The sequence below is a fragment of the Pectobacterium sp. 1950-15 genome, assembly GCF_037136835.1.
Lineage (GTDB): Bacteria > Pseudomonadota > Gammaproteobacteria > Enterobacterales > Enterobacteriaceae > Pectobacterium.
Map to the genome: position 1 here is coordinate 124,260 of NZ_JBBBQR010000003.1, position 26,627 is coordinate 150,886.

The window sequence follows — 26,627 nt, forward strand, 5'->3', positions numbered from 1 at the left end:
ATAGTACGAACCTTCTGCAGAGAGCGCATATTCCCATACGGAATAGCATAACCTGCTTAATGTACTCCTCCTGTAGTACCTTTTGAAGAATGATTATCGCTTTTGCTGCAAATGATTGCGCATCTACACTATATGGTTGTGTACTCGTTGGATGGTGCGATATGGTAGGGGGGCGGACGACTATTCATGCCGCACTTTTTTAGCGCCAGAATAGGGTGACAGGGAAGGCTCGTTTATTTAAGTGTGAAGCGTATTTATTTCGCAAGATGAAATAAAGAGAAAGTGTCGTTGTTATTGAATGAAGGATTAAGACTGGTGAGCCATTTAATTAGTGATGTCTTACCAATGGAAAGGCGATAGGGGTAACGAAATATAAGTATTTTTTTGCCCTTATCGTGCGTCTGCGATAGTGTCTTTAAATGTATCGGTCATTACCTGTACATGTAATAAAACACCAGGAATATTTTGTTAAAATTAAAATAGATAAGTGAAAAATCGTATGACCAGTGTAAATCGACCAGTACTTAATCTCGATCTTGATTTACTGAGGACGTTTGTTGCCGTTGCAGATTTAAATACATTTGCAGCGGCGGCGACCGCAGTCAATCGGACTCAATCGGCTGTCAGCCAGCAGATGCAGCGGCTGGAGCAACTCATCGGAAAGGAGCTTTTTGCCCGGCACGGGCGTAATAAATTGCTGACCGAACACGGCATCCAGTTTTTGGGTTATGCCAGAAAAATATTACAATTCAATGATGAAGCCTGTATTTCATTAATGTACAGCGATATTCAGGGAACGCTGACCATCGGGGCGTCTGACGATACGGCAGACACCATCCTTCCTTATATTTTGCACCGGGTGACATCGGTATTTCCTAAGCTCTCCGTCAATGTCAGCGTAAAACGCAGCGCTGAAATGATGGATATGCTGAATCAGGGGAAAATAGATCTGGTCATTACCACAATGAACGGTGTGGTGTTTCCTCATGTGTTATTACGGAGCTCCCCGACGTTATGGTATTGCGCGGCGGATTATCAGTTCCGATCGCAAGAACCTGTCCCCTTGGTTGTTTTGGATGAACCCAGTCCTTTCCGTTCCTTGGCGACGCAGCAGCTGACGGCCGCAGGGATTCCCTGGAGAATCGCCTACGTGGCTTCAACGCTATCTGCTGTGCGAGCGGCGGTGAAGGCTGGCATGGGTATCACCGTGCGTTCGGTGGAAATGATGAGCCCGGAACTGCGGGTGTTGGGTGAAGAAGAAGGGTTGCCGAGATTGCCTGAAACGCGTTATTTCCTCTGCCAGAACCCTAATCAGGAGAATGAACTGGCGACGGCAATTTTCAATGTGATTGAATCAGGGAAGCCCTCTCACATTACGCCTGTCAGTATGTTAGCAAACAGCACGAATGATAAGTTGTCTTCCGATCCGTCGCTGAAGGACGCGATCTAATCGTAATGGGTAGTTAACTATCATTCGGGGAGGGTAGGGATACACCCCGAATGATGATGATTTATGACTAAGGTGTTAAACCTGCATTGGCAGCGTCTTATTGCCCTGATTTCTTCACTCCGATCCCACTTTGCGTTTTCCATTTCACATCAACAGGCTAGGCGTAGCGAGATAAATAGTTATCTCTGAATTATAAAACGCTGGTTCTGTTTTTTTAAAATAATGTTATGGAAATTGGCGTCCCGTCTTGTCCAGCATCTCGTGGTTTTTTTACTAACTAAATTGGTAAAAATGTGTGCTGGATCAAAAAATACCCCTAATAACCCCATGGGAGAACAGGCATTTTCTGTGAAAATGGTATAGTGACGCAGTGAACTTGCTTCCTGTGTCGCTGCACGTTGGTTAACCGACAAAAGGACTGACTCGATTTAGCTACGGGTGAGAACACAAAATGTTAACAAAACAGCGTGCATGTAAAGTAATGTACTGTTATTTTTAGTAAGGTTGAAAAAAAGGTTACAAATTTAGGGGCTCAACCATACCAAGCAAGGCTTACCTGATACGTTTCCATGCTTTTTTGTGGTTATTAATCCTTCCTTTTAATCGATGTGGCGCATTAACTGCCGATAATAGAGCAGGGATGTTACCCGCCACTTTTGATGAGTAAGCAAAGAGAATGTCAACAACTACTGAAATCCTCGCCCATCATTGGGCATTTGGGCTATTCCTTATCATTGCCGTAGGCCTTTGCGTCTTCATGCTGACCGGTGGATTCTTGCTGGGGGGGAGAGCCAGAGCCAGGGCCAAAAACGTACCTTATGAATCTGGGATCGACTCAGTGGGTTCAGCGCGGTTACGTCTGTCTGCTAAATTTTATCTTGTCGCTATGTTCTTCGTTATCTTCGACGTTGAAGCCCTCTATCTCTACGCTTGGGCGGTGTCTATCAAAGAAAGCGGCTGGATTGGCTTCATTGAAGCAACCATTTTCATTTTGGTGCTGTTGGCTGGTTTGATTTATCTGGTACGCGTTGGGGCACTTGACTGGACCCCGGTACGTTCCAAGAGACAAGTCGTTAAATCAGACATCATCAACACTACCAACACTCATCCGCAGTAACAGCGAGGCATTTTAAGATGGACTATACGCTCACCCGCATAGAGCCGGACGGTGAGAATGACCGTTATCCCCTGCAACGTCAGGAGATCGTTTCCGACCCTCTGGAGCAACATGTTCACCGCAGTGTCTACATGGGCAAACTGGAACATGCATTACACGATACGGTGAACTGGGGGCGTCAGAACTCCCTGTGGCCGTACAACTTCGGCCTTTCCTGTTGCTACGTAGAAATGGTGACGTCATTTACGGCGGTTCATGACGTGGCGCGTTTTGGTGCTGAGGTTCTGCGTGCATCGCCACGTCAGGCTGACTTCATGGTCGTAGCGGGAACCTGTTTTACCAAAATGGCCCCCGTTATTCAGCGTCTCTACGAGCAAATGCTTGAGCCTAAATGGGTTATCTCCATGGGCGCCTGTGCTAACTCCGGTGGTATGTACGATATCTATTCCGTCGTTCAGGGCGTAGATAAATTCCTGCCTGTTGATGTGTATATTCCAGGCTGCCCTCCGCGTCCTGAAGCCTACATGCAAGCGCTGTTGCTGCTGAAAGAATCCATTGGTAAAGAACGCCGCCCTCTGTCATGGGTGGTAGGTGAACAGGGCGTTTACCGTGCCAATATGCAATCTGAGCGTGAGCGCAAACGCGGCGAGCGAATCGCGGTGACAAACCTGCGTTCGCCTGATGAGATTTGACCTGTAGATGATAAACCCGGTGACCGTGTAATACCCCGATAATAGTGTGCGGTCATTATCAGATACAGAAATAGCACATTTAATGTGGTGACATATTTATGACAGATTTAACGACACACGATCTCGCTCAGCCAGGCTGGCAAACCCGCGATCACCTTGACGATCCGGTCGTTGGCGAGCTGTGTAACCGTTTTGGACCAGATGCATTTACTGTACAAGCTACCCGCACAGGCATTCCCGTTGTGTGGGTCAAACGTGAGCAATTACTGGACGTTGTCGCATTCCTGAAAAAACAGCCGAAGCCTTATGTCATGCTGTTTGACCTGCACGGTATGGATGAGCGTCTGCGCACTCACCGTGAAGGCCTACCTGCCGCCGACTACTCCGTCTTTTATCACATCATTTCCATCGAGCGTAACCGCGACATCATGCTGAAAGTCGCGTTGGCCGAGAGCGATCTGCACGTACCGACCGTGACCAAACTGTTCCCGAATGCCAACTGGTATGAGCGTGAAACGTGGGAAATGTTTGGTATTACGTTCAACGGTCACCCACACCTGACGCGCATCATGATGCCGCAGACGTGGGAAGGGCACCCGTTGCGTAAAGATTACCCGGCGCGTGCGACCGAATTCGATCCTTTCGTGCTGACCAAGCAGAAAGAAGATCTGGAAATGGAATCGCTGACGTTCAAACCGGAAGAGTGGGGAATGAAGCGCGGCACTGAAAATGAGGACTTCATGTTCCTCAACCTCGGTCCAAACCACCCATCTTCACACGGTGCATTCCGTATTATCCTGCAGTTGGATGGCGAAGAAATCGTCGACTGCGTGCCTGACGTGGGTTACCACCATCGCGGCGCGGAGAAAATGGGCGAACGCCAGTCCTGGCACAGCTACATCCCTTATACCGACCGTATTGAATACCTTGGCGGCTGCGTTAACGAAATGCCGTACGTGCTTGCCGTAGAAAAACTGGCGGGTATTGAGGTGCCGGATCGCGTTAAAACGATTCGCGTGATGCTGTCCGAGCTGTTCCGCATTAATAGCCACCTGCTGTATATCAGTACCTACATTCAGGACGTCGGTGCGATGACACCGGTGTTCTTTGCGTTTACTGACCGCCAGAAAATTTACGATTTGGTTGAAGCGATTACCGGCTTCCGTATGCACCCGGCTTGGTTCCGTATCGGCGGTGTGGCGCACGATCTGCCACGCGGCTGGGAGCGTCTGCTGCGTGAATTCCTCGACTGGATGCCGAGCCGCCTGGATACCTATGTTAAGGCTGCGCTGCAGAACACCATCCTGAAAGGCCGTACTCAGGGCGTTGCCGCCTACAATGCGAAAGAAGCGTTGGATTGGGGCGTAACCGGTGCGGGTCTGCGTGCTACAGGTATCGGTTTTGACGTGCGCAAATGGCGTCCGTATTCCGGCTATGAAAACTTCGACTTTGAAGTGCCTGTCGGCGATGGCATCAGCGATTGCTATAGCCGCGTGATGCTGAAGGTTGAAGAGCTGCGCCAAAGCCTGCGTATTCTGGATCAGTGCCTCAAGAACATGCCGGAAGGGCCGTTCAAAGCGGATCACCCGCTGACGACGCCGCCGCCAAAAGAGCGCACATTGCAGCATATCGATACGCTGATTAACCACTTCCTTCAGGTTTCCTGGGGTCCGGTTATGCCTGCCAATGAATCATTCCAGATGGTTGAGGCAACAAAGGGCATCAACAGCTATTACCTGACCAGTGACGGCGGCACGATGAGCTACCGTACCCGTATTCGCACGCCGAGCTACGCACATCTGCAACAGATTCCTTCTGTTATTCGCGGATGTCTGGTATCCGATCTGATCGTTTACCTCGGCAGTATTGATTTCGTTATGTCAGATGTGGACCGCTAATTATGCCTGATCACAATATTTCTGAACGCAACATTTCTGATAACAACGTTTTTGTGTTGAGCGACGCCGAGCGTGACGCGATTGAGCACGAAAAACATCACTATGAAGATGCGCGCGCGGCGTCAATTGAAGCACTGAAAATTGTGCAGAAAGAACGCGGCTGGGTACCGGATGGTGCGATCAACGCGATTGCTGATGTATTGGGCATTCCAGCCAGTGACGTGGAAGGCGTAGCGACGTTCTATAGCCAGATTTATCGTCAGCCGGTTGGGCGCCACATCATTCGCTATTGCGACAGCGTCGTGTGCCACATCAATGGCTATCAGGGCGTTCAGGCTGCGCTTGAGCGTAAGCTCAGCATCAAACCGGGACAGACGACGTTCGATGGACGTTTCACGCTGTTGCCGACCTGCTGCCTGGGGAACTGTGACAAGGGGCCGTCAATGATGATTGACGATGATACCCACAGCCATGTGACGCCGGAAGGAATTGAATCGTTATTGGAGCAGTATCAATGAGTAAAAACATTGTTCTGACTGCTGAGCAGCATCCTCTGACCTGGCGTTTACGCGCGGACAAACAGCCGGTATGGCTGGATGAATATCGCAGCAAAAACGGCTATGTCGCCGCGCAAAAAGCGTTAACCGGCATGGCGCAGGATGAAGTGGTCTCACTGGTTAAAGACGCTGGCCTGAAAGGGCGTGGCGGCGCGGGCTTCTCGACAGGCTTGAAGTGGAGCCTGATGCCGAAAGACGAAAGCATGAACATCCGCTACCTGCTGTGTAACGCGGATGAGATGGAACCTGGGACTTATAAAGACCGCCTGCTGATGGAGCAAGAGCCCCATCTGTTGGTTGAAGGTATGTTGATTAGCGCCTTTGCGCTGAAAGCCTACCGCGGCTACATCTTCCTGCGCGGCGAATACATCGAAGCTGCTGTCCACTTGCGTCGTGCAATCGAAGAAGCGAAAGCGGCGGGTCTGCTGGGCAAAAATATTCTGGGTAGCGGGTTCGATTTCGAGCTGTTCGTGCATACGGGCGCTGGGCGTTACATCTGCGGTGAAGAAACGGCACTGATTAACTCGCTGGAAGGCCGTCGTGCCAACCCTCGCTCTAAGCCGCCGTTCCCGGCATCTGCGGGTGTTTGGGGTAAACCAACCTGCGTCAACAACGTGGAAACGCTGTGTAACGTCCCGGCGATTATCGAACACGGTGCGGCGTGGTATCAGGGGCTGTCTGCGGGTAAAAGTAAAGATGCGGGCACGAAACTGATGGGCTTCTCCGGTCGCGTCAAGAATCCGGGCCTGTGGGAACTGCCGTTCGGCACCACGGCGCGTGAGATTCTGGAAGACTATGCGGGCGGTATGCGCGATGGCCTGAAGCTGAAAGCCTGGCAGCCGGGTGGCGCCGGTACGGATTTCCTGACGGAAAGCCATCTCGATTTGCCAATGGATTTTGAGCACATTGCGAAAGCTGGTAGCCGTATGGGTACAGCGCTGGCGATGGCTGTCGATCACGAAATCAATATGGTTTCGCTGACGCGCAATCTGGAAGAGTTCTTCGCCCGTGAATCCTGTGGCTGGTGTACGCCGTGCCGCGATGGTCTGCCGTGGAGCGTGAAGATTCTGCGTGCGCTGGAGAAGGGCGAAGGTCAGCCCGGCGATATCGAAACGCTGGAACAGCTTTGCCGCTTCCTCGGACCGGGTAACACCTTCTGTGCGCATGCGCCGGGTGCGGTTGAGCCGCTGCAAAGTGCCATCAAGTATTTCCGGGAAGAATTCGAAGCGGGTATCTCTAAACAGTATTTAGGCAACGTCAAAGCGATTGGCGGTATTCAGCCTAACCTGTTGAAAGAGCGCTGGTAAGCTATCGCTCAATACGTGCGAGATGCAGTGAATGTATCCGCAGGGTGGCGCAAATAAGCCACCCTCTATAAACCCAACAGATTTCAGGCGCAGATAGCCAACGCATTTGTGATTTGAAAGATGAGGGTATACAGAATTTTTGATTAGCGCTCGTGGCAACACGGGCCATTATGGAAGCATGCTGACTATGGCTACTATTCATGTAGACGGCAAAGAGTATGAAGTAAACGGAGCGGACAACCTTCTGGAAGCTTGTCTGACTCTGGGACTTGATATTCCTTACTTTTGCTGGCACCCCGCGCTCGGGAGCGTCGGATCCTGCCGCCTCTGTGCGGTAAAGCAGTATCAAAACGCGGAAGACACCCGCGGTCGTCTGGTGATGTCTTGTATGACACCGGCAACCCAGGGAACGTTCATCGCGATTGAAGATGAAGAAGCGAAGCTATTCCGTAAGACGATAGTTGAGTTTCTGATGACCAACCACCCGCACGATTGCCCAGTGTGTGAGGAAGGCGGTAACTGTCATTTGCAGGATATGACGGTCATGACGGGCCAAAACTTCCGTCGCTATCGCTTCACCAAGCGTACCCACCGCAATCAGGATCTCGGTCCATTCATTTCTCATGAAATGAACCGCTGTATCGCGTGCTATCGCTGCGTGCGTTACTACAAAGACTATGCGGATGGCAAAGATCTCGGCGTTTACGGCGCGCACGACAACGTCTATTTCGGTCGCCCGGAAGATGGCACGCTGGAAAGCGAATTCTCCGGTAACCTGGTTGAAGTGTGTCCTACCGGTGTCTTCACCGATAAAACGCACTCTGAGCGCTATAACCGTAAATGGGATATGCAATTTGCACCGAGCGTCTGCCAACAGTGCAGCATCGGCTGTAATACCAGCCCCGGTGAACGTTATGGCGAACTGCGTCGTATCGAAAACCGTTTTAACGGTAGCGTAAACCACTATTTCCTGTGTGACCGCGGCCGTTTTGGTTACGGCTACGTTAATCAGAAAGACCGTCCGAGCCAGCCGCTGCAACGTCGCGGTGATGACTGGATCGCGCTGAATGCCGATCAGGCACTGCAAGGTGCGGCGGATGTGCTGCGTCAGGCGAAGAAAACGATCGGTATCGGTTCGCCGCGTGCCAGCATCGAAAGCAACTTCGCTTTGCGTGAGCTGGTAGGGGCAGAGAACTTCTACACCGGTATTGCGCAGGAAGAACAAAATCGTCTGCAACTGATCCTGAAAGTGCTGCGCGAAAGCGGTGTGAGAACGCCAGCGCTGCGTGAAATCGAAGGCTACGATGCGGTTCTGATTCTGGGTGAAGACTTGACGCAGACGGGGGCACGTATCGCACTGGCCGTTCGTCAGGCTGTGAAAGGCAAAGCCCGTGAAATGGCGGCAGCGCAGAAAGTGGCTGACTGGCAGATCGCGGCGATCATGAACATTGGTCAACACGCCAAGCATCCATTGTTTGTCACTAACGTAGACAGCACTCGTCTGGACGACATCGCAGCGTGGAACTACCGTGCGCCGGTTGCCGATCAGGCGCGTCTTGGTTTTGCTATTGCACACGGTCTGGATAGCAGCGCGCCGGCAGTTGCCGATCTGGCTGCGGGTCTTGACCAGAAAGTCGATATCATCGTACAGGCGCTGGCCGGTGCGAAAAAACCACTCATCATTTCCGGCACCAATGCTGGCAGCGAAGAAGTCATCTCTGCGGCTGCAAACGTTGCCAAGGCGCTGAAGAATCGCGGTTCTGACGTCGGTATTACCTTTGTTGCTCCTGCTGCTAACAGCATCGGGTTGTCAATCATGGGCGGTGGTTCGCTGGATGAGGCGCTGGCGCAGTTGGAAAACGGTGACGCCGACAGCGTGGTGGTGCTGGAGAACGATCTCTACCGTCATGCCCCAATCGCTCGCGTTGATGCCGCGCTGGAAAAAGCGGAGAACCTGATTGTGGTTGACCACCAGCGTACTCGCATCATGGACAAAGCCAGCATGATTCTGTCCGCTGCCAGCTTTGCCGAAAGCGACGGTACGTTGGTGAACCAGGAAGGCCGTGCTCAGCGTTTCTTCCAGGTTTATGACCCAACGTACTACAACGACAAAGTTGTGATGCTGGAAAGCTGGCGCTGGCTGCACTCGCTGTATATCACTTACAACAGCCGTCAGGTTGACTGGACGCAACTGGATAACGTGATTGATGCGTGTGCCGCGGCACTGCCGCAGTTGGCTGCGATCAAAGAGGCCGCGCCGGATGCTTCGTTCCGTATTCGTGGTCAGAAACTGTCGCGTTCACCGATTCGCTCCAGTGGTCGTACCGCTATGCGAGCCAATATCAGTGTGCACGAACCGCGTCAGCCTGTTGATAAAGACACCATGTTCGCCTTCTCAATGGAAGGGAACAACAGCCCGACAGCCAACCGTCAGCAGATTCCATTTGCCTGGGCACCAGGCTGGAACTCACCGCAAGCCTGGAACAAATTCCAGGATGAAGTGGGTGGACATCTGCGTCATGGCGATCCGGGTGTGCGTATGATTGAGGCCGGAGAAGGTTCACTGGCGTATTTCGACAACATCCCTGCGGCTTTCGTCCCACAAGCGGGTCAATGGCGCGTTGCGCCGTATTATCACCTGTTTGGCAGTGATGAAATGTCACAGCGTTCTGACGTGATTCAGCAGCGTATGCCAGAGCCTTACGTGATGGTGAACCCGGCCGATGCGGCAACGCTAGGTGTGAACGCCGGTACGTTGCTGGAGCTGACCTGTGCAGGACAAACGTTACGTCTGCCACTGCGCTTAAGTGCGGAATTGAGTCAGGGACAGGTTGGTTTACCGCTGGGCTTGCCGGGTATTGCGCCGGTGCTGGCGGGTGCAACCGTTGAAAATCTGCGGGAGGCCGCACAATGAGTTGGTTAACACCGGAATTAACCGAGATCCTGATTTCCGTCGGAAAAGCGATCGTAATTCTGCTGGTTGTGGTGACCTGTGGCGCATTCATGAGTATGGGTGAACGTCGACTGCTCGGTCTTTTCCAGGGACGTTATGGACCAAACCGGGTAGGTTGGGGCGGTTCATTACAGCTTGTCGCTGACATGATCAAAATGTTCTTCAAAGAAGACTGGGTGCCGAACTTTACCGATAAGGTGATCTTCACGCTGGCACCGATGATCGCGTTCACGTCAATGCTGATTGCCTTTGCGATTGTGCCGATCACGCCAACCTGGGGTGTCGCCGATCTGAACATCGGGATCCTGTTCTTCCTGATGATGGCGGGTTTAGCGGTTTACGCAGTGCTGTTTGCTGGTTGGGCGAGTAACAACAAATACTCACTGCTGGGTGCGGTACGTGCTTCCGCTCAGACTGTGAGCTATGAAGTGTTCATCGGCCTGTCGCTGATGGGGGTTGTCGCACAGGCTGGCTCGTTCAACATGCGTGACATCGTCGATTCTCAGGAACACCTGTGGAACGTTATCCCGCAGTTCTTCGGCTTCATTACGTTTGCCATCGCAGGCGTGGCGGTGTGTCACCGTCACCCGTTTGACCAGCCTGAAGCTGAACAGGAAATTGCCGATGGTTACCACATTGAATATTCCGGTATGAAATTCGGTCTGTTCTTTGTCGGGGAATATATCGGGATCGTTACGGTTTCTGCGCTGATGGTGACGCTGTTCTTCGGTGGCTGGCATGGTCCAATTCTGCCTCCATTTGTCTGGTTTGCGCTGAAAACGGGCTTTTTCATGATGATGTTCATCCTGATTCGTGCTTCGTTACCCCGTCCGCGTTATGACCAGGTGATGTCTTTCGGTTGGAAAGTCTGTCTGCCGATAACGCTTTTGAATCTGCTGGCGACAGCGGCCGTCATTTTGTACAACGCTTAAGAAGGGGTGAATAAACCATGACATTGAAAGAGTTAGTGGTTGGTTTCGGCACCCAGATACGCAGTATCTGTATGGTGGGTTCGAATGCTTTCAAGAAGCGCGAAACCAGAATGTATCCCGAAGAGCCTGTGAATCCACCGCCGCGCTACCGTGGTCGTATCGTGCTGACGCGCGATCCCGATGGTGAAGAGCGTTGCGTTGCCTGCAACCTGTGTGCGGTGGCCTGTCCGGTCGGCTGTATCTCATTGCAGAAAGCGGAAACCAAAGATGGTCGCTGGTATCCCGAGTTCTTCCGCGTCAACTTCTCACGCTGCATTTTCTGTGGCTTCTGCGAAGAAGCGTGCCCGACAACCGCTATCCAGCTGACGCCGGATTTCGAAATGGGCGATTACAAACGTCAGGATCTGGTGTACGAGAAAGAAGATCTGCTGATATCGGGGCCGGGTAAATATCCGGAATACAATTTCTACCGGATGGCTGGTATGGCAATCGATGGGAAAGATAAAGGCGAAGCGGAAAACGAAGCCAAACCCATTGATGTCAAAGGCCTGTTGCCCTAAGGAGCTAGCATGGAATTCGCTTTTTATACCACAGGCTTGATTGCGATACTGGCGACATTGCGCGTCATTACGCATACCAACCCTGTGCATGCACTGTTGTATATGGTCACCTCGCTTATGGCGATTGCGGGCGTCTTTTTCTCGCTGGGGGCTAACTTTGCCGGCGCGCTGAGCATCATCGTTTATGCCGGCGCCATCATGGTGCTGTTCGTATTCGTCGTCATGATGCTCAACCTCGGTAACTCCGTGGAAGAACAAGAACGGAATTGGCTGAAACCCAGCGCTTGGGTAGGACCTGGCATTCTTTCTCTGGCGCTGCTGGTGATTGTTGTCAACGCGATCCTCAGCCTGAAAGAGCAGGGAATCACTGGCACGCCTGTTGAGGCGAAAGCCGTGGGTATCAGCCTGTTCGGGCCTTATGTTCTGGCCGTTGAATTAGCGTCAATGCTGCTGCTGGCAGGATTGGTTGTCGCTTTCCACATTGGTCGTGAAGATAAACGTGGTGACGTTGTCAGTAAAGAAGGCGCGAACCAGGACGTTGAGAAGAAAATAACGGGGGAACGCGCATGATTCCGTTACAACATGGGTTGATTTTAGCCGCTATCCTGTTTGTTCTAGGGCTGACTGGTCTGTTGATTCGTCGTAACCTGCTGTTTATGTTGATTAGTCTCGAAATTATGATCAACGCTGCCGCGCTGGCATTTGTCGTCGCGGGAAGTTACTGGCAGCAGCCGGATGGTCAGGTGATGTACATTCTGGCGATTACGCTGGCAGCAGCTGAGGCCAGTATTGGTCTGGCGCTGTTGTTACAGATGTATCGTCGTCGTCAGACCCTGAATATTGATACAGTCAGTGAGATGCGCGGATGAACTTACTCTATTTAACAATACTCTTCCCGCTGCTCGGCTTTCTGTTGCTGGCATTTTCCCGTGGTCGCTGGTCGGAAAATACGTCCGCGACCGTCGGTGTTGGCTCGATTGGTCTGGCAGCGTTGGTTACCGCTTGGGTTGTGGTCGATTTCATGGGCCAACAGCACGGCGGCGTTACCTTCTTTAATCAGCATTTGTGGACATGGATGGCTGTGGGTAACTTCGACATCAGCGTAACGCTGACGCTCGATGGCCTCTCGTTGACGATGCTGTCCGTTGTAACGGGCGTTGGCTTCTTTATTCACCTGTTTGCCTCCTGGTACATGCGCGGAGAAGAGGGCTACTCTCGCTTCTTCGCCTACACCAACCTGTTTATCGCGAGTATGGTCGTTCTGGTACTGGCAGATAACCTGTTGCTGATGTATCTCGGTTGGGAAGGGGTGGGGCTGTGCAGTTACCTGCTGATCGGTTTCTACTACACCGATCCGAAGAACGGTGCGGCGGCAATGAAGGCTTTCATCGTTACCCGTGTGGGTGACGTCTTCCTGGCCTTTGCGCTGTTCATCCTTTACAAAGAACTGGGTACGCTCAACTTCCGCGAGCTGATGGTATTAGCACCGCAGAAACTGGCTGAAGGTTCACCGGAAATCACCTGGGCTACGCTGATGTTGCTGGGTGGTGCGGTCGGTAAATCTGCACAGCTGCCGCTGCAAACCTGGCTGGCGGATGCGATGGCCGGTCCAACGCCAGTCTCTGCACTGATCCACGCCGCGACGATGGTTACCGCGGGTGTTTACCTGATTGCACGTACCAATGGCCTGTTCCTGATGGCGCCGGATGTCCTGCATCTGGTCGGTATTGTGGGGGCGGTAACGCTGGTGTTGGCAGGTTTTGCTGCTCTGGTGCAAACCGACATCAAGCGCGTGCTGGCCTATTCCACCATGAGCCAGATTGGGTACATGTTCCTGGCGCTGGGCGTTCAGGCATGGGATGCCGCAATTTTCCACCTGATGACGCATGCGTTCTTTAAAGCGCTGCTGTTCCTCTCTTCTGGTTCGGTCATCTTGGCCTGCCACCACGAGCAGAACATCTTCAAGATGGGTGGCCTGCGTAAAACGATTCCGCTGGTTTATGTCTGCTTCCTGGTCGGGGGCGCGGCGCTGGCTGCACTGCCGCTGGTTACCGCGGGCTTCTTCAGTAAAGACGAGATTCTGGCTGGCGCATGGGCAAATGGTCACATCAATCTGATGGTGGCGGGATTGGCCGGTGCCTTCATGACCTCGCTGTATACGTTCCGTATGATTTTCATCGTGTTCCACGGTGAAGAGAAAACCAAAGCGCATGCAGGAAAAGGCATTTCTCACCACTTACCGCTGGTCGTGCTGATGGTTCTGTCCACCTTTATTGGTGCGATGATTGTTCCACCGTTGCACGGTGTGTTGCCAGCGACGACTGAGCTTGAACACGGCCAGTTAATGACGCTGGAAATTACCTCTGGCGTGGTGGCGATTGCCGGTATTCTGCTTGCTGCTGTGCTGTGGCTGGGTAAACGTCAGGCGGTGAGCAGCATCGCGAAGAGTGCTCCGGGTCGTTTCTTCTCGACCTGGTGGTTCCACGCGTGGGGCTTCGACTGGTTGTACGACCACGTCTTTGTTAAACCGTATCTGGCTATCGCGAAGCTGTTGCAGCGTGATCCGTTAAATGGGCTGATGACCATCCCGGCCACGATTACCCGCTGGGGTAACCGTGGGCTGGCGCTCAGTGCGAATGGTCAATTGCGCTGGTACGTTGCCTCGATGGGCTTTGGTGCCGTGCTGGTGCTGGCCTTGTTGCTGCTGGTGTAAAGCAGCATCCGGTAACGTATGAAAGGTAGGGCATTCCGCAGAGAGGGATGCCCGCCACGGCAAGTTTTCAGATTTCTTTAATTTAGGGACACAAAACGCCATGCTACTACCTTGGCTAATTCTTCTCCCCTTTATCGGCGGTCTGCTGTGTTGGCAGTTAGAGCGTTTTGGTACGAAGGTACCGCGCTGGATCGCGTTGATTGCAATGGGGCTGACACTCGTACTGTCTCTGCAACTGTGGTTGCAAGGCGGTTACTCACTGACCGCGCCGACAGGCGTACCACAATGGCAATCCGAGTTCTATGTGCCGTGGATCCCGCGCTTCGGCATCGGTATCCATCTTGCGCTGGATGGCCTGTCTCTGCTGATGGTGGTACTGACGGGGCTGCTCGGTGTGTTGGCAATCCTCTGTTCCTGGAATGAAATTCAGCGCTATCAGGGCTTCTTCCACCTGAACCTGTTGTGGATTCTGGGCGGCGTTATCGGCGTGTTCCTTGCCATCGACATGTTCCTGTTCTTCTTCTTCTGGGAAATGATGCTGGTGCCGATGTACTTCCTGATTGCACTGTGGGGGCATAAAGGCTCTGACGGTAAAACCAGAATTACGGCGGCGACCAAGTTCTTCATTTATACCCAGGCAAGTGGCCTGATCATGTTGATTGCGATTCTGGCGCTGGTTTTTGTGCATCACAATGCCACCGGTGTCTGGACGTTCAACTATGAAGACCTGCTGAAGACGCCGATGTCATATGGTGTTGAATATCTGCTGATGCTGGGCTTCTTCATTGCGTTTGCTGTAAAAATGCCTGTCGTGCCGTTGCACGGTTGGCTGCCGGATGCACACAGTCAGGCACCAACGGCGGGTTCTGTTGACCTGGCGGGGATCCTGTTGAAAACGGCGGCCTATGGTCTGCTGCGTTTCAGCCTGCCGTTGTTCCCTAACGCGTCACATGCCTTTGCACCGATTGCCATGTGGCTGGGTGTGATTGGTATCTTCTACGGTGCCTGGTTGGCGTTTAAACAGACTGACATTAAACGCCTGATCGCTTACACCTCGGTGTCCCACATGGGCTTCGTGATGATTGCCATCTATTCCGGTAATCAACTGGCTTATCAGGGCGCGGTGATTCAGATGATTGCGCACGGCTTGTCTGCTGCTGGCCTGTTTATTCTGTGTGGTCAACTGTACGAACGTCTGCATACCCGTGACATGCGTGAAATGGGCGGCCTGTGGTCGCGTCTGAAGTTCCTGCCTGCGCTGTCTCTGTTCTTCGCTGTGGCGACATTGGGGATGCCAGGAACGGGCAACTTCGTTGGCGAATTCATGATTCTGTTCGGCAGCTATCAGGTTGTGCCGGTGATTACGGTGATCTCAACCTTCGGTCTGGTATTTGCGTCAGTCTACTCACTGATCATGATGCAGCGTGCTTACTACGGCGCGCCTAAATCTGATGAGCCATTGAAGAGTATGTCGCTCCGCGAATTGTCTATCGTGATGCTGTTGGTGGTATTACTGGTGTTGTTAGGGGTGTACCCGCAACCGATTCTGGATACCTCCAGTGCCGCGATGTCAAATATCCAGCAGTGGTTTATGTCGTCTGCTCCAGATTCAATTATTTCAACAACAAGGCCGTAATTCGCCATGACAATAACTCTTCAACAACTAATTGCGCTATCGCCGCTGTTGATCGTCGGATTGACGGTAGTGGTTGTGATGCTGTGCATTGCGTGGCGACGCAACCATTTTGTCAACGCAACCATGACGGTTATCGGCCTGAATATTGCGTTGCTGTCACTGTACTTTGTCGGTCAGGTTGGCCCAACGGACGTGACGCCGCTACTGCGTGTTGATGGCTTCTCAATGTTCTATACCGGGCTGGTTCTGCTTGCCAGTCTGGCTACCAGTACGTTTGCCTATCCGTGGCTGCAAGGCTACCCGGACAACCGCGATGAGTTCTACCTGCTGGTGCTGATTGCTGCGTTGGGTGGAATCCTGCTGTCGAGCGCCAACCATCTGGCGTCGCTGTTCATCGGGATTGAACTGCTCTCCCTTCCGCTGTTTGGTCTGGTTGGCTATGCCTTCCGTCAGAAACGTTCGCTGGAAGCCAGTATTAAATACATGCTGCTGTCGGCGGCGGCGTCTTCCTTCCTGCTGTTTGGCATGGCGCTGATTTATGCTGAATCGGGCGATATGAGCTTTTCCAGCCTCGGTAAGAGCCTGAGCGATCACCAAATCCATGCGCCGCTGCTGCTGGCTGGTCTGGGGATGATGATTGTCGGTCTGGGCTTCAAGCTGTCTCTGGTTCCGTTCCAGCTGTGGACACCTGATGTGTATCAGGGGGCACCTGCTCCCGTGTCTACGTTTCTGGCCACGGCCGGTAAAATTGCCGTTTTTGGCGCGGTAATGCGTTTGTTCCTGTACGCGCCGATGGCCGATAGCGAGTCTGTCAGAATCGTGCTGGGCATCATCGCGTTTGCATCGATCCTGTTCGGTAATGTGATGGCGGTATCGCAAACCAACATCAAACGTCTGCTCGGTTACTCCTCCATCGCGCATCTGGGTTATTTGCTGGTTGCTCTGATCGCGGTTCAGAGCCATCAACTGGCGCTGGAAACTGTCGGCGTTTATCTGGTGGGTTACCTGTTCAGCAGCCTGGGCGCGTTTGGTGTGGTTAGCCTGATGTCCAGCCCGTACCGTGGCCCGGATGCCGATTCGCTGTTCTCTTACCGTGGTTTGTTCTGGCATAAACCGATTCTGTCTGCGGTGATGACGGTGATGATGCTGTCGCTGGCGGGGATCCCGATGACGCTGGGCTTCTTCGGTAAATTCTACGTGCTGGCTGTCGGTGTTAATGCGGAGCTGTGGTGGCTGACGGGTGCGGTCGTGCTGGGTAGCGCCATCGGTTTGTACTATTACCTGCGCGTAATGGTGAGCCTGTATCTGACTGCTCCTCAACAGCTACAGCGTGATACGCCAAACAACTGGGCCTTAACGGCGGGTGGTGTGGTCGTACTGATCTCTTCCATCGCAGTATTGTTCTTCGGTTTGTATCCACAGCCGCTTATCTCTCTGGTGCAATTGGCGCAGCCGATGCTGTAACCGCTGCCGAGAGTCGGGTTGAGTCACGAAACGCCGTTGATGAGAATCAACGGCGTTTTTTTGTCAGCAAAATCACTACTTTCTCGGGCGGCGGTGATAGCAGGCAAGGTGCGTTTTAGGAATGATCTGGTCTGCTGAAGCCGTAGAGGTCAGGAAAAATTGTCTATAGTTAAGAAGACAACGATTTATAACTCATGGTTTTTCATAACCAATGATTTCTCATAACAGAAGGAAGCACTCTATGGCGGCAACCAAAAAACAGCCTGAAGAAATTCGTGTCGATGATGATTTAAAACTTCTGTCTGAAACGCTGGATGAGGTACTGCGCTATACGGGCGATCAGGCAGATCAGGCCTACCTTGATTTGAAGAAGGGGGCAGAAAAAGCGCTGCTGGAAGTCAAAGCCCGCATTGGCGTAACGGACAGCTATTATGCACGCGCCAAGCAGGTAGCCGACAAAGCCGATGTGTATGTGCATGACAAACCCTGGCACGGTATCGGTATCGGTGCCACCGTCGGTCTGGTGTTGGGATTGCTGCTGGCTAAGCGCTAGCCTCTGCCATCATGTAGCGGGATTCCCCGCTACATCCTCCGATATCCTCTATTCCTGGATCTTATCCTCTTTCTCCGGCATGCCTTGTACCCAATATATGGCTTCAAACGGACGTAGCTCCAGTATTGCGGGTTGAGGTTGAGCATCAGAGTAATTGCTGAATAGCAGTCGCCAGCGGCGATCGTGGAGATCAAGGGGAGGCTGCCAGCGCAGAGTCTGTTTGCTGAGGTTTGCCAGAACCAGAAGCCGTTGGCCTTCCCAGCTACGCTGATAGCACCAGATACAGGGATGGTTCGGCAGCAAATCCTGATAGTCTCCGTAGGTCAGCAGCGGCAGCGCTTTACGCATCGCGATGAGCTGCTGGTAGGTGTAGAAAACGGACGTTTTATCTGCCAATGCTTGCTGTGCGTTGACCTGGGTAAAGTTTTTACACGGTGCTATCCACGGCGTGCCGGTCGTAAATCCGGCATGGTTACTGGCATCCCATTGCATCGGCGTACGGCCGTTATCGCGCGACTTACTGGCGAGGATTGCTAAGGTTTGTGACTCTGGCTGACCCCGATAGCGCTGTACAGCAAATTGATTCAGGCTTTCAATATCCCGGTATTGTTCAATCTGCGTATAGCAGGGATTGGTCATACCCAGCTCTTCGCCCTGATAGATATAAGGCGTGCCCTGCATACCGTGAAGCACCATTGCCAGCATCTTGGCGGATTGCACGCGGAATTCACCTTCATTGCCAAAACGCGACACGATGCGTGGCTGATCGTGATTACACCAGAACAGCGCATTCCAGGCATGGTTGTGCATACCCTGCTGCCAATGAGTGAAAATCTGCTTGAGCTGGATGAAGTCAGGCTCCGCCAGCGTCCATTTTTCCCCATTGGGATAATCGACTTTCAGATGGTGAAAATTGAACGTCATGGAGAGTTCACTACCATCCAACGCAGCGTAGCGGCGGCAGTGCTCCAGCGAGGTCGATGACATCTCGCCGACGGTCATTAAACCGCGGGGCTGAAAAATATCCCGGCTGAATTCCTGCAAGTAATCATGAATCAATGGCCCATCGGTGTAGAAACGGCGTCCATCACCCTGAATATCGGACGGAAAATCCTGCTGCTTGGAGACCAGATTGATGACGTCTAGTCGCAGCCCGTCCACGCCTTTATCCGCCCAAAATTCACAGACCTGTTTTAATTCATCCCGCACGCGTGGGTGTTCCCAATTCAGGTCGGCCTGTTCAGTGGCGAAAAGGTGCAGGTAATACTGTTTGCTCTCCGCGTGCCACTGCCAGGCCGGGCCGCCAAATTTTGACCGCCAGTTATTGGGTAGCGCACCGCCATTGTCATCACGCCAGATGTAAAAATGGCGATAGGGGCTGCGGCGATCCTGCGCGTTCAGGAACCAGTGGTGCTGCGTCGAGGTGTGGTTGAACACCATATCCATGACGACACGAATACGGCGGCGGTGCGCTTCTACGATCAACGTTTCCATATCGGCCATCGTGCCGTAGGTTGGGTCGATGGTGCAGTAATCGGCGACGTCATAGCCGTTATCAACCTGAGGGGAAAGGTAAACCGGCGTCAGCCAGATCGCATCGACACCCAGCTGTTGCAGGTAATCGAGTCGGGCGGTGACGCCAGCGATATCGCCAATGCCATTTCCGGTACTGTCCTGAAAGCTCTTCGGGTAGATTTGATAAATCACGCCGTTTTGCCACCAGGGAAGCGAGGTAGTCATGAACAATCCTCCTAATCTATGTATGGCCTCTATGCAGGATCCAGCGTGCCATTGCGGCTCTTGCGTTTATAGACCAGCGACGTCAATACAATCGGGATGACGGCGGCAACCAGCATGGCGAGAGCGAAAACGCCCCAAAATTGTGGCTTGATGGAGAGAATGCCCGGCAATCCACCGACACCGATGCCATTTGCTGTTACGCCGTACAGGCCACAAATGAGCGCAGCGGCGGCGGAACCGATCATGGCGCACAACATCGGAAAGCGGTATTTCAGGTTGATACCGTACATCGCTGGCTCGGTCACGCCAAGAAAAGCGGAAATCGCGGCGGGAACAGAAATTTCACGCTCGTTGGCTTTCCGGCTGACGAGAATCACCCCGACGACCGCCGCCGCCTGCGCAATATTGGACAGCGCGATAAGCGGCCAAACCGGTGTGCCGCCCATACTTTGAATCATTTGCATATCAATCGCTAACGTTGTTTGGTGCACGCCCGTGATGACCAGCGGCGCATACAGGAACCCAAACAGCGCGGCGCCAATGGGGGCAAAGCTACCCGTCATGACGGCTTTAACCGCCCAGGCGACGCCATCACCAATCATACGGCCAAACGGACCAATTAAGGTATGTGCCAGGAACACGGCCAGAATAAGTGAGGTTACGGGTACGACCACCAGATAGAGGTAATCCGGCACGATTTTCTTCAGCCGTGTCTCGATTATTGCCAGCGCCATCCCGGCTAAGACGGACGGAATGACCTGTGCCTGATAGCCGATTTTCTCAATCGTGAACCAGCCGAAATTCCATACTTCAGGCGTTTGTTGGCCGATAAGGTAGGCGTTCATGAGCTGCGGCGATACCAGCGTGATGCCGAGTACGATGCCGAGGATCGGCGTGCCGCCCATTTTGCGTACGGTTGACCAGCAGACCGCAACGGGGAGATAGAAGAAGATGGCTTCGCCCAGCAGCCAGAGGAAATCGTAAATGGTTTGCCAGGTGGGGTAGAGTTGTACCAGCGTTTGCCCGTCGCGCATCGGGATATCGCCGATAACGTTACGTGCGCCGAGGATCAAGCCTCCGCTGATAAGCGCAGGTAGCAGCGGAAAAAAGATCTCGGCAAAGTGCGAAATGCTGCGCTCAAACCAGCTCATATTTTGCCGGGCGGCGACTTTGGCCTCTTCCTTATTGATTTCGCCTTTTCCCGTCGTGGCGAGCAGTGCCTTGTAATACTCATCCACGTTGGTGCCGATCACGACCTGAAATTGTCCGGCGTTGGTAAAACACCCTTTAACAATACGCAGCTCTTCGATGTTTTTGGGATGGGCTTTGGACGAGTCGTGCAAGACGAAGCGGAGACGAGTGATGCAGTGCGTGACAGCCGCGATATTCTCGCGTCCGCCAACCAGTTCGATCAGACGGTCAATATCCTGTTGTTTCACTTTACTCATAGTCATGTCCTTTTTACCCGTCATACTTCAAGCTGCTTGTGCGTTGGCTGCCCTTACTCACCCCAGTCACTTACCTGTGTAAGCTCCTGGGGATTCGCTCGGTTGCCGCCTTCATGCAACTCGAATTATTTAGGGTATATCTTTTAGCGCAGACGTCAGGGACGCGAAGCAAGTACAGCTAGAGAAAAGCATAGCCTGTTAACGGTGGTTTTGCCGTGAGAGGAAAACGCATTGAGCTGTTTTTAAAAGAGAATGTTCAGGCATGCGGTGTGCTGCACAAATCTGCGACGTGTGGGTAGACAAAAAGGAAAGGGGGATGAACAGGGTGAAAGGGAGACTGAAAAAACAAAAGCCGCCTGTAAGAGGCGGCTTTAGAGATTGTTTATATCACAATCAGAACGGGCTGATGATTGACCCAATACGTTCACAGTAACTGACATAAACATCTCCCATTCTTTTAAAGAATTTGCTGATTTTGCGAAAAGTTTTCATTATCAGACTCCTCTAACGGGTTAGTTAATTGTGATGTTCATCACGTTTTTAATGGTAGCGAAGATGAGATCGGATTTCAACATTTTTGTGATGTTAGTCACAAAAATATAACGACACGATAAGCGAAACACGTCGCGGAACGAAAGAACCTGATACGCAGTTGGAAGGTCAGCGCATCAGGTGATGGAAAGTATGCGAGGTAATATCAGGTGGGATAGTGATAAATATTGTGATCGAACCACTGCTCGCCAATCTGCTCGGCGTCTTTCTCCGTGTGGTGAAAGCGGAAGCCAAGCCGTTGGGCGACAGCGTTGCTACGCGTGTTGGCGGTTGAAGCTCTGATGACGCAGCGCCCAACGAGATTCGCATCGGTATAGGCGGCTATTAGTGTACTGACAGCCTGAGAAACGATGCCTTTACCTTCAAAGGCTTCGGCGATCCAGTAGCCGATGACGCCTTCTTTATCCTGAATCGTGTTGAAGGAGACGATGCCAGCCAGCGCATCGTCCCAGCGGATAACATATACGGCGGACGTTTTGTCGAAGAATGCCTTCCGGTTGCCACGAATCGTTTCACGGGTGTCATCGACGTTCTTGACGGAGTCCGGCCAGGGTAACGTCCGCCGCAGACGCGCTTTTTCCTGCTGAATCAGGGTGAAGAGCGCATCGGCATCGCATTCTTCCTGTATCGTTAGGCGCAGATGGGGCTGATGACGTAGCTCATACAGTTTGTCTGCAAATAACGGATCTACAACCGGCGTTTCCATAAAATCCCTCCCTTATCCCTGCAAGGTACCGTCAACGATCGTGACGCTGTGCCCGCCGATCCAAGGTTCATCGTTCAGGTAAGTGACGGTAATCCGGCCATCGCAGTGCAGCATTGTACCCTGTCGTGCCAGGTAACTGAGTGGCGCGGTGACGTTATTGGTCGAGTGCTGCTGGCGAAGCAGCGCTGCCAGACAAGCGTTGGCACTGCCGGTAACCGGATCTTCTTTGAGATGGCTACGTTCAATATAGAGCGCGCGAACTTCATAATCGGCTGGCGTCGCGTTATCGTGCGGGCCGTAGATAGCGATGCCATTAGTCTGGCTGAGGTTTTGCACGGCTGAGAGCACGTCTGCATCGGGTGTGATGTTCAGACAGGTGTCGGCGCTGTCTACACGAATCACCAGCCAGCGAATACCCATGTGTACTGCGGTGGGCGGGTAGCGTTTATCGATAGCAGCATTATCAGAACCAGTAATGCCAAGCGTTTTTTCCAGCAGTGGCATATGCTCGTCACCGAACGGAACCAGGGTGGCCTGCGGTGCGTGAAAAGCCAGACTGCCATCGTCATGAATATTGATCGGCACTAAGCCAACACCGCACTGTTGCACTAACTGACCTGGGGATTTAGGGCGCAATCCTTCTTCCAGCAGAGCATGCGCGGTGCCTAGCGTCGGGTGTCCGGCAAAGGGCATTTCCGATTCTGGCGTAAAAATGCGTACGTGGTAATCCGCCAGAGGATCGGTGGCTGGCAGGACAAACGTGGTTTCTGACAGGTTTGTCCAACGCGCGATATTCTGCATTTGCGCATCGGTTAATCCATTTGCTTCCAGAATGACGGCAAGCGGATTGCCCTTGAAAGGCTGTTGGGTAAAAACGTCGACCTGTTTGAAACGACGTACTATCGGCATCGCATTTCTCTCCTGTATGCGCTATCGCTTAAATATTACTCAAAACTAACCGCGATCCTGTCGCGCGCTTGTGGCATAATGCGCGCCAAATCACATTCCGACTCGAGTATAAGTGCTGTGTTAAGTACCAACAATATCACCATGCAGTTCGGCAGCAAGCCGTTGTTTGAAAACATTTCCGTTAAATTTGGCGGTGGCAATCGTTACGGTTTGATTGGCGCAAATGGCTGCGGTAAATCTACATTCATGAAGATTCTCGGTGGCGATCTGGTGCCGAGCGCCGGTAATGTCTTCCTCGATCCTAATGAGCGCCTGGGTAAACTGCGTCAGGATCAGTTCGCTTTTGAAAAATACAGCGTACTGGATACCGTCATCATGGGCCACGGGGAGCTGTGGGCGGTAAAAGAAGAGCGCGATCGTATCTACTCATTGGCTGAAATGAGCGAAGAGGACGGCTATAAAGTTGCCGATCTGGAAGTACAATACGGTGAGATGGATGGTTACAGCGCAGAATCTCGTGCCGGCGAACTGTTACTGGGCGTAGGGATTCCGGTTGAGCAGCACTATGGTTTGATGAGTGAGATTGCTCCCGGCTGGAAATTGCGTGTCCTGTTGGCGCAGGCGCTGTTTGCCGATCCCGATATTCTGCTGCTCGACGAACCTACCAACAACCTGGATATCGATACTATCCGCTGGCTGGAGCAGGTGCTGAACGAGCGTAACAGCACCATGATCATCATTTCGCATGACCGTCACTTCCTGAATATGGTCTGTACGCACATGGCGGATCTGGACTACGGCGAACTGCGTATTTACCCCGGTAACTACGATGAATACATGACGGCCGCGACGCAGGCTCGTGAGCGTCTACTGGCCGATAACGCCAAGAAAAAAGCGCAAATCTCCGAACTGCAATCGTTCGTTAGCCGCTTTAGCGCCAACGCCTCTAAATCCAAACAGGCGACATCGCGTGCGCGCCAGATCGATAAAATCCAGCTGGATGAAGTGAAAGCGTCCAGCCGTCAAAACCCGTTTATCCGTTTCGATCAGGATAAGAAACTGTTCCGTAATGCGCTGGAAGTTGAAGCGTTGAGCAAAGGTTTTGATAATGGCCCGCTGTTTAGCAAGCTGGGTTTGATGGTCGAGGTGGGTGAGAAAGTCGCTATTCTGGGTGCCAACGGTATCGGTAAATCGACATTGCTGAAAACGTTGGTCGGTGATTTCGAGCCGGATAGCGGTACGGTGAAATGGTCTGAAAACTCAAAAATTGGCTACTACGCACAGGATCACGAATACGAATTCGATGAGACGCTGACCGTTTTTGACTGGATGAGCCAGTGGAAACAGGAAAAAGACGACGAGCAGGCCGTGCGCAGCATACTCGGTCGTTTGCTGTTCAGCCAGGATGACATCAAGAAGAAAGTGAAGGTGTTATCCGGTGGTGAAAAAGGTCGCATGCTGTTCGGTAAGCTGATGATGCAGCGTCCGAATATTCTGGTGATGGATGAACCGACCAACCACCTGGATATGGAATCCATTGAATCGCTGAATATGGCGCTGGAAATGTATGAAGGGACGCTGCTGTTCGTCTCTCATGACCGTGAATTTGTCAGCTCGTTGGCGACCCGTATTCTGGAAATTACGCCAAATAAAGTGATTGATTTCACCGGTAACTATGAAGATTACCTGCGTAGTCAGGGTATTCAGTAAGCCCTATGCCGACTTTCAGGCCTAAATCATGGCCTGAAGGTCGGCTATCTTCCTTTCTTTCGTTCTCTCTGTGCGCTGTTTATTTCTTTTCGCCGATGCCATCGGACGGAAACATTCTCCGATCCTGCCTGTATTTATTACTCAAATTAACGAACTTTAATAAACGCTGTTTTTTTTTCGTACTTGTTAAAAAAACAAAGAGGGATATACCGTAACCCTTTGAAATAAAATAGCAATACGTTTTTTATGCATGATTTTCAGTTTGCACAAAAGAAAACAGTTTGTTAACCCCTGTTATTATTTTGCTGTATTCAAATTCAGCTCATCCATTTACGTTTTCTCCTCGTTGCCAAATAAAAATAATTATCATTTAATTTATTTTATTGATTATTTGGGGGCCGTTAATGAACATCGATTTGACGCCGTATTATGCCGAGCCCGGTGAGCAGCCTTTTAGCGCCCGACGTATGGCCATGCCTTGGCGCAACCATGTGCCACTTTCACCAGAACAGATTCCGCCCGGTTGGCAGGCGCTGAAACAGCAAACTGTGCCTGCGCGTAAACGTCTGCTCTATCTGCATATTCCTTTCTGCGCGACGCATTGCACGTTCTGTGGTTTTTACCAGAACAAACTGCGTGATGACAGCACGGCGACCTATACCCGCTACCTGTTGCAGGAACTGGCGATGGAGGCGGACAGCCCGCTGCACCAGTCTGCGCCCATTCATGCGGTGTACTTTGGCGGTGGCACGCCAACGGCGCTGGCAGCCGATGAATTGTCGCAAATTATTCGTGCGATCCGCACCTCACTGCCGCTGGCGCCAGACTGTGAAATCACGGTAGAAGGGCGGGCGATGGATTTTGATGATGAACGGATCGATGCCTGTCTGGATGCGGGAGCGAACCGCTTCTCCATCGGGATTCAGACATTTGATACCCGCATTCGTCAGCGTATGGCGCGTACGTCGGATAAACAGCAGTCAATCCGTTTCCTTGAACGCCTGTGCGAGCGAGACAGGGCCGCAGTGGTGTGCGATCTGATGTTTGGCCTGCCGGAACAAACGCCGGAAATCTGGCGCGAAGATCTGGCCATCGTCAGCGATTTACCATTAGACGGCGTCGATCTGTATGCGCTCAATCTGTTACCGACAACGCCGCTGGCGAAAGCCGCCGAAAACCAGCGTGTCGCATTGCCTGATGTGGTTGCGCGACGTGATTTCTATCGGACTGGCGCAGCGTTTCTGGCTGACGCTGGGTGGCACCAGCTCAGCAATAGCCACTGGGCGCGCACCACGCGTGAACGCAATCTGTACAACCTGTTGATTAAACAAGGTGCGGACTGTCTGGCAATGGGAAGCGGCGCGGGTGGCAATATAAACGGGCAAGCCTACATGATGGAACGCAGTCTGGAGCGCTATTATCAGCAGATCGATCAGGGGCAAAAACCGATCATGATGATGACGCCCGCCAGTCCGACTGGGCCATGGCAGCATCAGCTTCAGGCGGGGATTGAAGTGGGCCGCATCACGCTGCCTCAGTTGACTCCACATGCCCGTGAACTTCAGCCGTTACTTAGCCAGTGGCATCAGGCCGGGCTGACCTGTGACGATTCCACCTGTCTGCGCCTGACCAACGATGGTCGCTTCTGGGCAAACAACCTGATGCAGGCATTACAACAAATTATCCCTCAGCTGAATGCCGAAGCGCATGCGCACTAACCGGAGACGCAA

21 protein-coding genes are annotated in these 26,627 nt (G+C 52.4%); 17 read left to right on the forward strand and 4 right to left on the reverse strand.

Translation table 11 applies throughout. The annotated features are described in order from the left end of the window. Positions 1-499: 499 nt before the first annotated feature. The 15 genes from lrhA (at position 500) to elaB (ending at position 17,832) form a co-directional block, all read left to right on the forward strand. On the forward strand, positions 500-1,450 hold the full coding sequence (lrhA, locus tag WCT94_RS04620) for a transcriptional regulator LrhA (protein ID WP_336868218.1): 951 nt from the start codon (positions 500-502) through the stop codon (positions 1,448-1,450). Between the two features lie 676 nt (positions 1,451-2,126). Beyond that, complete coding sequence (locus WCT94_RS04625) at positions 2,127-2,567, forward strand: NADH-quinone oxidoreductase subunit A (RefSeq protein ID WP_015840967.1); 441 nt, start codon at positions 2,127-2,129, stop codon at positions 2,565-2,567. Between the two features lie 17 nt (positions 2,568-2,584). Then, positions 2,585-3,259: a NuoB/complex I 20 kDa subunit family protein gene (locus WCT94_RS04630; RefSeq protein WP_005969846.1), complete on the forward strand. Its 675-nt coding sequence runs from the start codon at positions 2,585-2,587 to the stop codon at positions 3,257-3,259. A gap of 98 nt (positions 3,260-3,357) precedes the next feature. Continuing rightward, a complete protein-coding gene (nuoC, locus tag WCT94_RS04635; RefSeq protein ID WP_271873612.1) occupies positions 3,358-5,157 on the forward strand; it encodes an NADH-quinone oxidoreductase subunit C/D in 1,800 nt (599 codons plus the stop codon). A 2-nt stretch (positions 5,158-5,159) separates the two neighbouring features. After that, entirely contained in the window at positions 5,160-5,675 is a 516-nt protein-coding gene (gene nuoE / locus WCT94_RS04640) for an NADH-quinone oxidoreductase subunit NuoE (RefSeq protein WP_015840965.1), read from the forward strand. Further along, positions 5,672-7,021 (forward strand): NADH-quinone oxidoreductase subunit NuoF, encoded by a 1,350-nt coding sequence (nuoF, locus tag WCT94_RS04645; protein ID WP_336868220.1) that lies wholly within the window; start codon positions 5,672-5,674, stop codon positions 7,019-7,021. The genes nuoE and nuoF overlap by 4 nt, the downstream gene beginning before the upstream one ends. 187 nt (positions 7,022-7,208) lie before the next feature. Continuing rightward, positions 7,209-9,935: an NADH-quinone oxidoreductase subunit NuoG gene (gene nuoG, locus WCT94_RS04650; protein ID WP_336868222.1), complete on the forward strand. Its 2,727-nt coding sequence runs from the start codon at positions 7,209-7,211 to the stop codon at positions 9,933-9,935. Next, the gene (gene nuoH / locus WCT94_RS04655; RefSeq protein ID WP_225085246.1) at positions 9,932-10,906 is read left to right on the forward strand and encodes an NADH-quinone oxidoreductase subunit NuoH; all 975 of its coding nucleotides are present in this window, start codon (positions 9,932-9,934) and stop codon (positions 10,904-10,906) included. Before nuoG ends, nuoH begins: the two co-directional genes overlap by 4 nt. A 17-nt stretch (positions 10,907-10,923) precedes the next feature. After that, on the forward strand, positions 10,924-11,466 hold the full coding sequence (gene nuoI / locus WCT94_RS04660; protein ID WP_010278884.1) for an NADH-quinone oxidoreductase subunit NuoI: 543 nt from the start codon (positions 10,924-10,926) through the stop codon (positions 11,464-11,466). Between the two features lie 9 nt (positions 11,467-11,475). Beyond that, positions 11,476-12,036: an NADH-quinone oxidoreductase subunit J gene (gene nuoJ, locus WCT94_RS04665; protein WP_015840960.1), complete on the forward strand. Its 561-nt coding sequence runs from the start codon at positions 11,476-11,478 to the stop codon at positions 12,034-12,036. Next, positions 12,033-12,335 carry an NADH-quinone oxidoreductase subunit NuoK gene (gene nuoK, locus WCT94_RS04670; protein WP_005969835.1) on the forward strand — a complete coding sequence of 101 codons (303 nt, stop codon included), beginning with the start codon at positions 12,033-12,035 and terminating at the stop codon, positions 12,333-12,335. The genes nuoJ and nuoK overlap by 4 nt, the downstream gene beginning before the upstream one ends. After that, positions 12,332-14,179, forward strand: coding sequence for an NADH-quinone oxidoreductase subunit L (nuoL, locus tag WCT94_RS04675; RefSeq protein ID WP_336868224.1), 1,848 nt, complete (start codon positions 12,332-12,334; stop codon positions 14,177-14,179). Before nuoK ends, nuoL begins: the two co-directional genes overlap by 4 nt. A 100-nt stretch (positions 14,180-14,279) precedes the next feature. After that, on the forward strand, positions 14,280-15,815 hold the full coding sequence (gene nuoM / locus WCT94_RS04680; protein WP_319848298.1) for an NADH-quinone oxidoreductase subunit M: 1,536 nt from the start codon (positions 14,280-14,282) through the stop codon (positions 15,813-15,815). A gap of 6 nt (positions 15,816-15,821) precedes the next feature. Then, the gene (gene nuoN, locus WCT94_RS04685) at positions 15,822-17,279 is read left to right on the forward strand and encodes an NADH-quinone oxidoreductase subunit NuoN (RefSeq protein ID WP_336868226.1); all 1,458 of its coding nucleotides are present in this window, start codon (positions 15,822-15,824) and stop codon (positions 17,277-17,279) included. A gap of 241 nt (positions 17,280-17,520) precedes the next feature. Next, positions 17,521-17,832, forward strand: coding sequence for a stress response protein ElaB (gene elaB / locus WCT94_RS04690; protein WP_010295366.1), 312 nt, complete (start codon positions 17,521-17,523; stop codon positions 17,830-17,832). Positions 17,833-17,880: 48 nt separating this feature from the next. Here elaB and treC read toward each other — a convergent pair whose 3' ends face one another. The 4 genes from treC to WCT94_RS04710 form a co-directional block, all read right to left on the reverse strand. Further along, on the reverse strand, positions 17,881-19,572 hold the full coding sequence (gene treC, locus WCT94_RS04695; protein WP_336868227.1) for an alpha,alpha-phosphotrehalase: 1,692 nt from the start codon (positions 19,570-19,572) through the stop codon (positions 17,881-17,883). A 29-nt stretch (positions 19,573-19,601) separates the two neighbouring features. Next, positions 19,602-21,020 carry a PTS trehalose transporter subunit IIBC gene (treB, locus tag WCT94_RS04700; RefSeq protein WP_336868229.1) on the reverse strand — a complete coding sequence of 473 codons (1,419 nt, stop codon included), beginning with the start codon at positions 21,018-21,020 and terminating at the stop codon, positions 19,602-19,604. A 697-nt stretch (positions 21,021-21,717) separates the two neighbouring features. Beyond that, entirely contained in the window at positions 21,718-22,278 is a 561-nt protein-coding gene (locus WCT94_RS04705) for a GNAT family N-acetyltransferase (protein WP_336868230.1), read from the reverse strand. 12 nt (positions 22,279-22,290) lie between these two features. After that, on the reverse strand, positions 22,291-23,187 hold the full coding sequence (locus WCT94_RS04710; protein ID WP_336868231.1) for a PhzF family phenazine biosynthesis protein: 897 nt from the start codon (positions 23,185-23,187) through the stop codon (positions 22,291-22,293). Positions 23,188-23,304: 117 nt separating this feature from the next. On the opposite strand from WCT94_RS04710, the gene WCT94_RS04715 reads away from it, so the two are divergent. After that, complete coding sequence (locus WCT94_RS04715) at positions 23,305-24,897, forward strand: ABC-F family ATPase (protein WP_319848292.1); 1,593 nt, start codon at positions 23,305-23,307, stop codon at positions 24,895-24,897. Between the two features lie 404 nt (positions 24,898-25,301). Next, positions 25,302-26,615, forward strand: coding sequence for a heme anaerobic degradation radical SAM methyltransferase ChuW/HutW (gene hutW / locus WCT94_RS04720; RefSeq protein ID WP_336868233.1), 1,314 nt, complete (start codon positions 25,302-25,304; stop codon positions 26,613-26,615). The last annotated feature ends 12 nt before the right edge of the window (positions 26,616-26,627 follow it).

Excerpts from the sequence above, each read along its gene's own strand:
- lrhA (WP_336868218.1), top strand. The coding sequence starts at position 500 with ATGACCAGTGTAAATCGACCAGTACTTAATCTCGATCTTGATTTACTG.
- WCT94_RS04625 (WP_015840967.1), top strand. The coding sequence starts at position 2,127 with ATGTCAACAACTACTGAAATCCTCGCCCATCATTGGGCATTTGGGCTA.
- WCT94_RS04630 (WP_005969846.1), top strand. The coding sequence starts at position 2,585 with ATGGACTATACGCTCACCCGCATAGAGCCGGACGGTGAGAATGACCGT.
- nuoC (WP_271873612.1), top strand. The coding sequence starts at position 3,358 with ATGACAGATTTAACGACACACGATCTCGCTCAGCCAGGCTGGCAAACC.
- nuoE (WP_015840965.1), top strand. The coding sequence starts at position 5,160 with ATGCCTGATCACAATATTTCTGAACGCAACATTTCTGATAACAACGTT.
- nuoF (WP_336868220.1), top strand. The coding sequence starts at position 5,672 with ATGAGTAAAAACATTGTTCTGACTGCTGAGCAGCATCCTCTGACCTGG.
- nuoG (WP_336868222.1), top strand. The coding sequence starts at position 7,209 with ATGGCTACTATTCATGTAGACGGCAAAGAGTATGAAGTAAACGGAGCG.
- nuoH (WP_225085246.1), top strand. The coding sequence starts at position 9,932 with ATGAGTTGGTTAACACCGGAATTAACCGAGATCCTGATTTCCGTCGGA.
- nuoI (WP_010278884.1), top strand. The coding sequence starts at position 10,924 with ATGACATTGAAAGAGTTAGTGGTTGGTTTCGGCACCCAGATACGCAGT.
- nuoJ (WP_015840960.1), top strand. The coding sequence starts at position 11,476 with ATGGAATTCGCTTTTTATACCACAGGCTTGATTGCGATACTGGCGACA.
- nuoK (WP_005969835.1), top strand. The coding sequence starts at position 12,033 with ATGATTCCGTTACAACATGGGTTGATTTTAGCCGCTATCCTGTTTGTT.
- nuoL (WP_336868224.1), top strand. The coding sequence starts at position 12,332 with ATGAACTTACTCTATTTAACAATACTCTTCCCGCTGCTCGGCTTTCTG.
- nuoM (WP_319848298.1), top strand. The coding sequence starts at position 14,280 with ATGCTACTACCTTGGCTAATTCTTCTCCCCTTTATCGGCGGTCTGCTG.
- nuoN (WP_336868226.1), top strand. The coding sequence starts at position 15,822 with ATGACAATAACTCTTCAACAACTAATTGCGCTATCGCCGCTGTTGATC.
- elaB (WP_010295366.1), top strand. The coding sequence starts at position 17,521 with ATGGCGGCAACCAAAAAACAGCCTGAAGAAATTCGTGTCGATGATGAT.
- treC (WP_336868227.1), bottom strand. The coding sequence starts at position 19,572 with ATGACTACCTCGCTTCCCTGGTGGCAAAACGGCGTGATTTATCAAATC.
- treB (WP_336868229.1), bottom strand. The coding sequence starts at position 21,020 with ATGAGTAAAGTGAAACAACAGGATATTGACCGTCTGATCGAACTGGTT.
- WCT94_RS04705 (WP_336868230.1), bottom strand. The coding sequence starts at position 22,278 with ATGGAAACGCCGGTTGTAGATCCGTTATTTGCAGACAAACTGTATGAG.
- WCT94_RS04710 (WP_336868231.1), bottom strand. The coding sequence starts at position 23,187 with ATGCCGATAGTACGTCGTTTCAAACAGGTCGACGTTTTTACCCAACAG.
- hutW (WP_336868233.1), top strand. The coding sequence starts at position 25,302 with ATGAACATCGATTTGACGCCGTATTATGCCGAGCCCGGTGAGCAGCCT.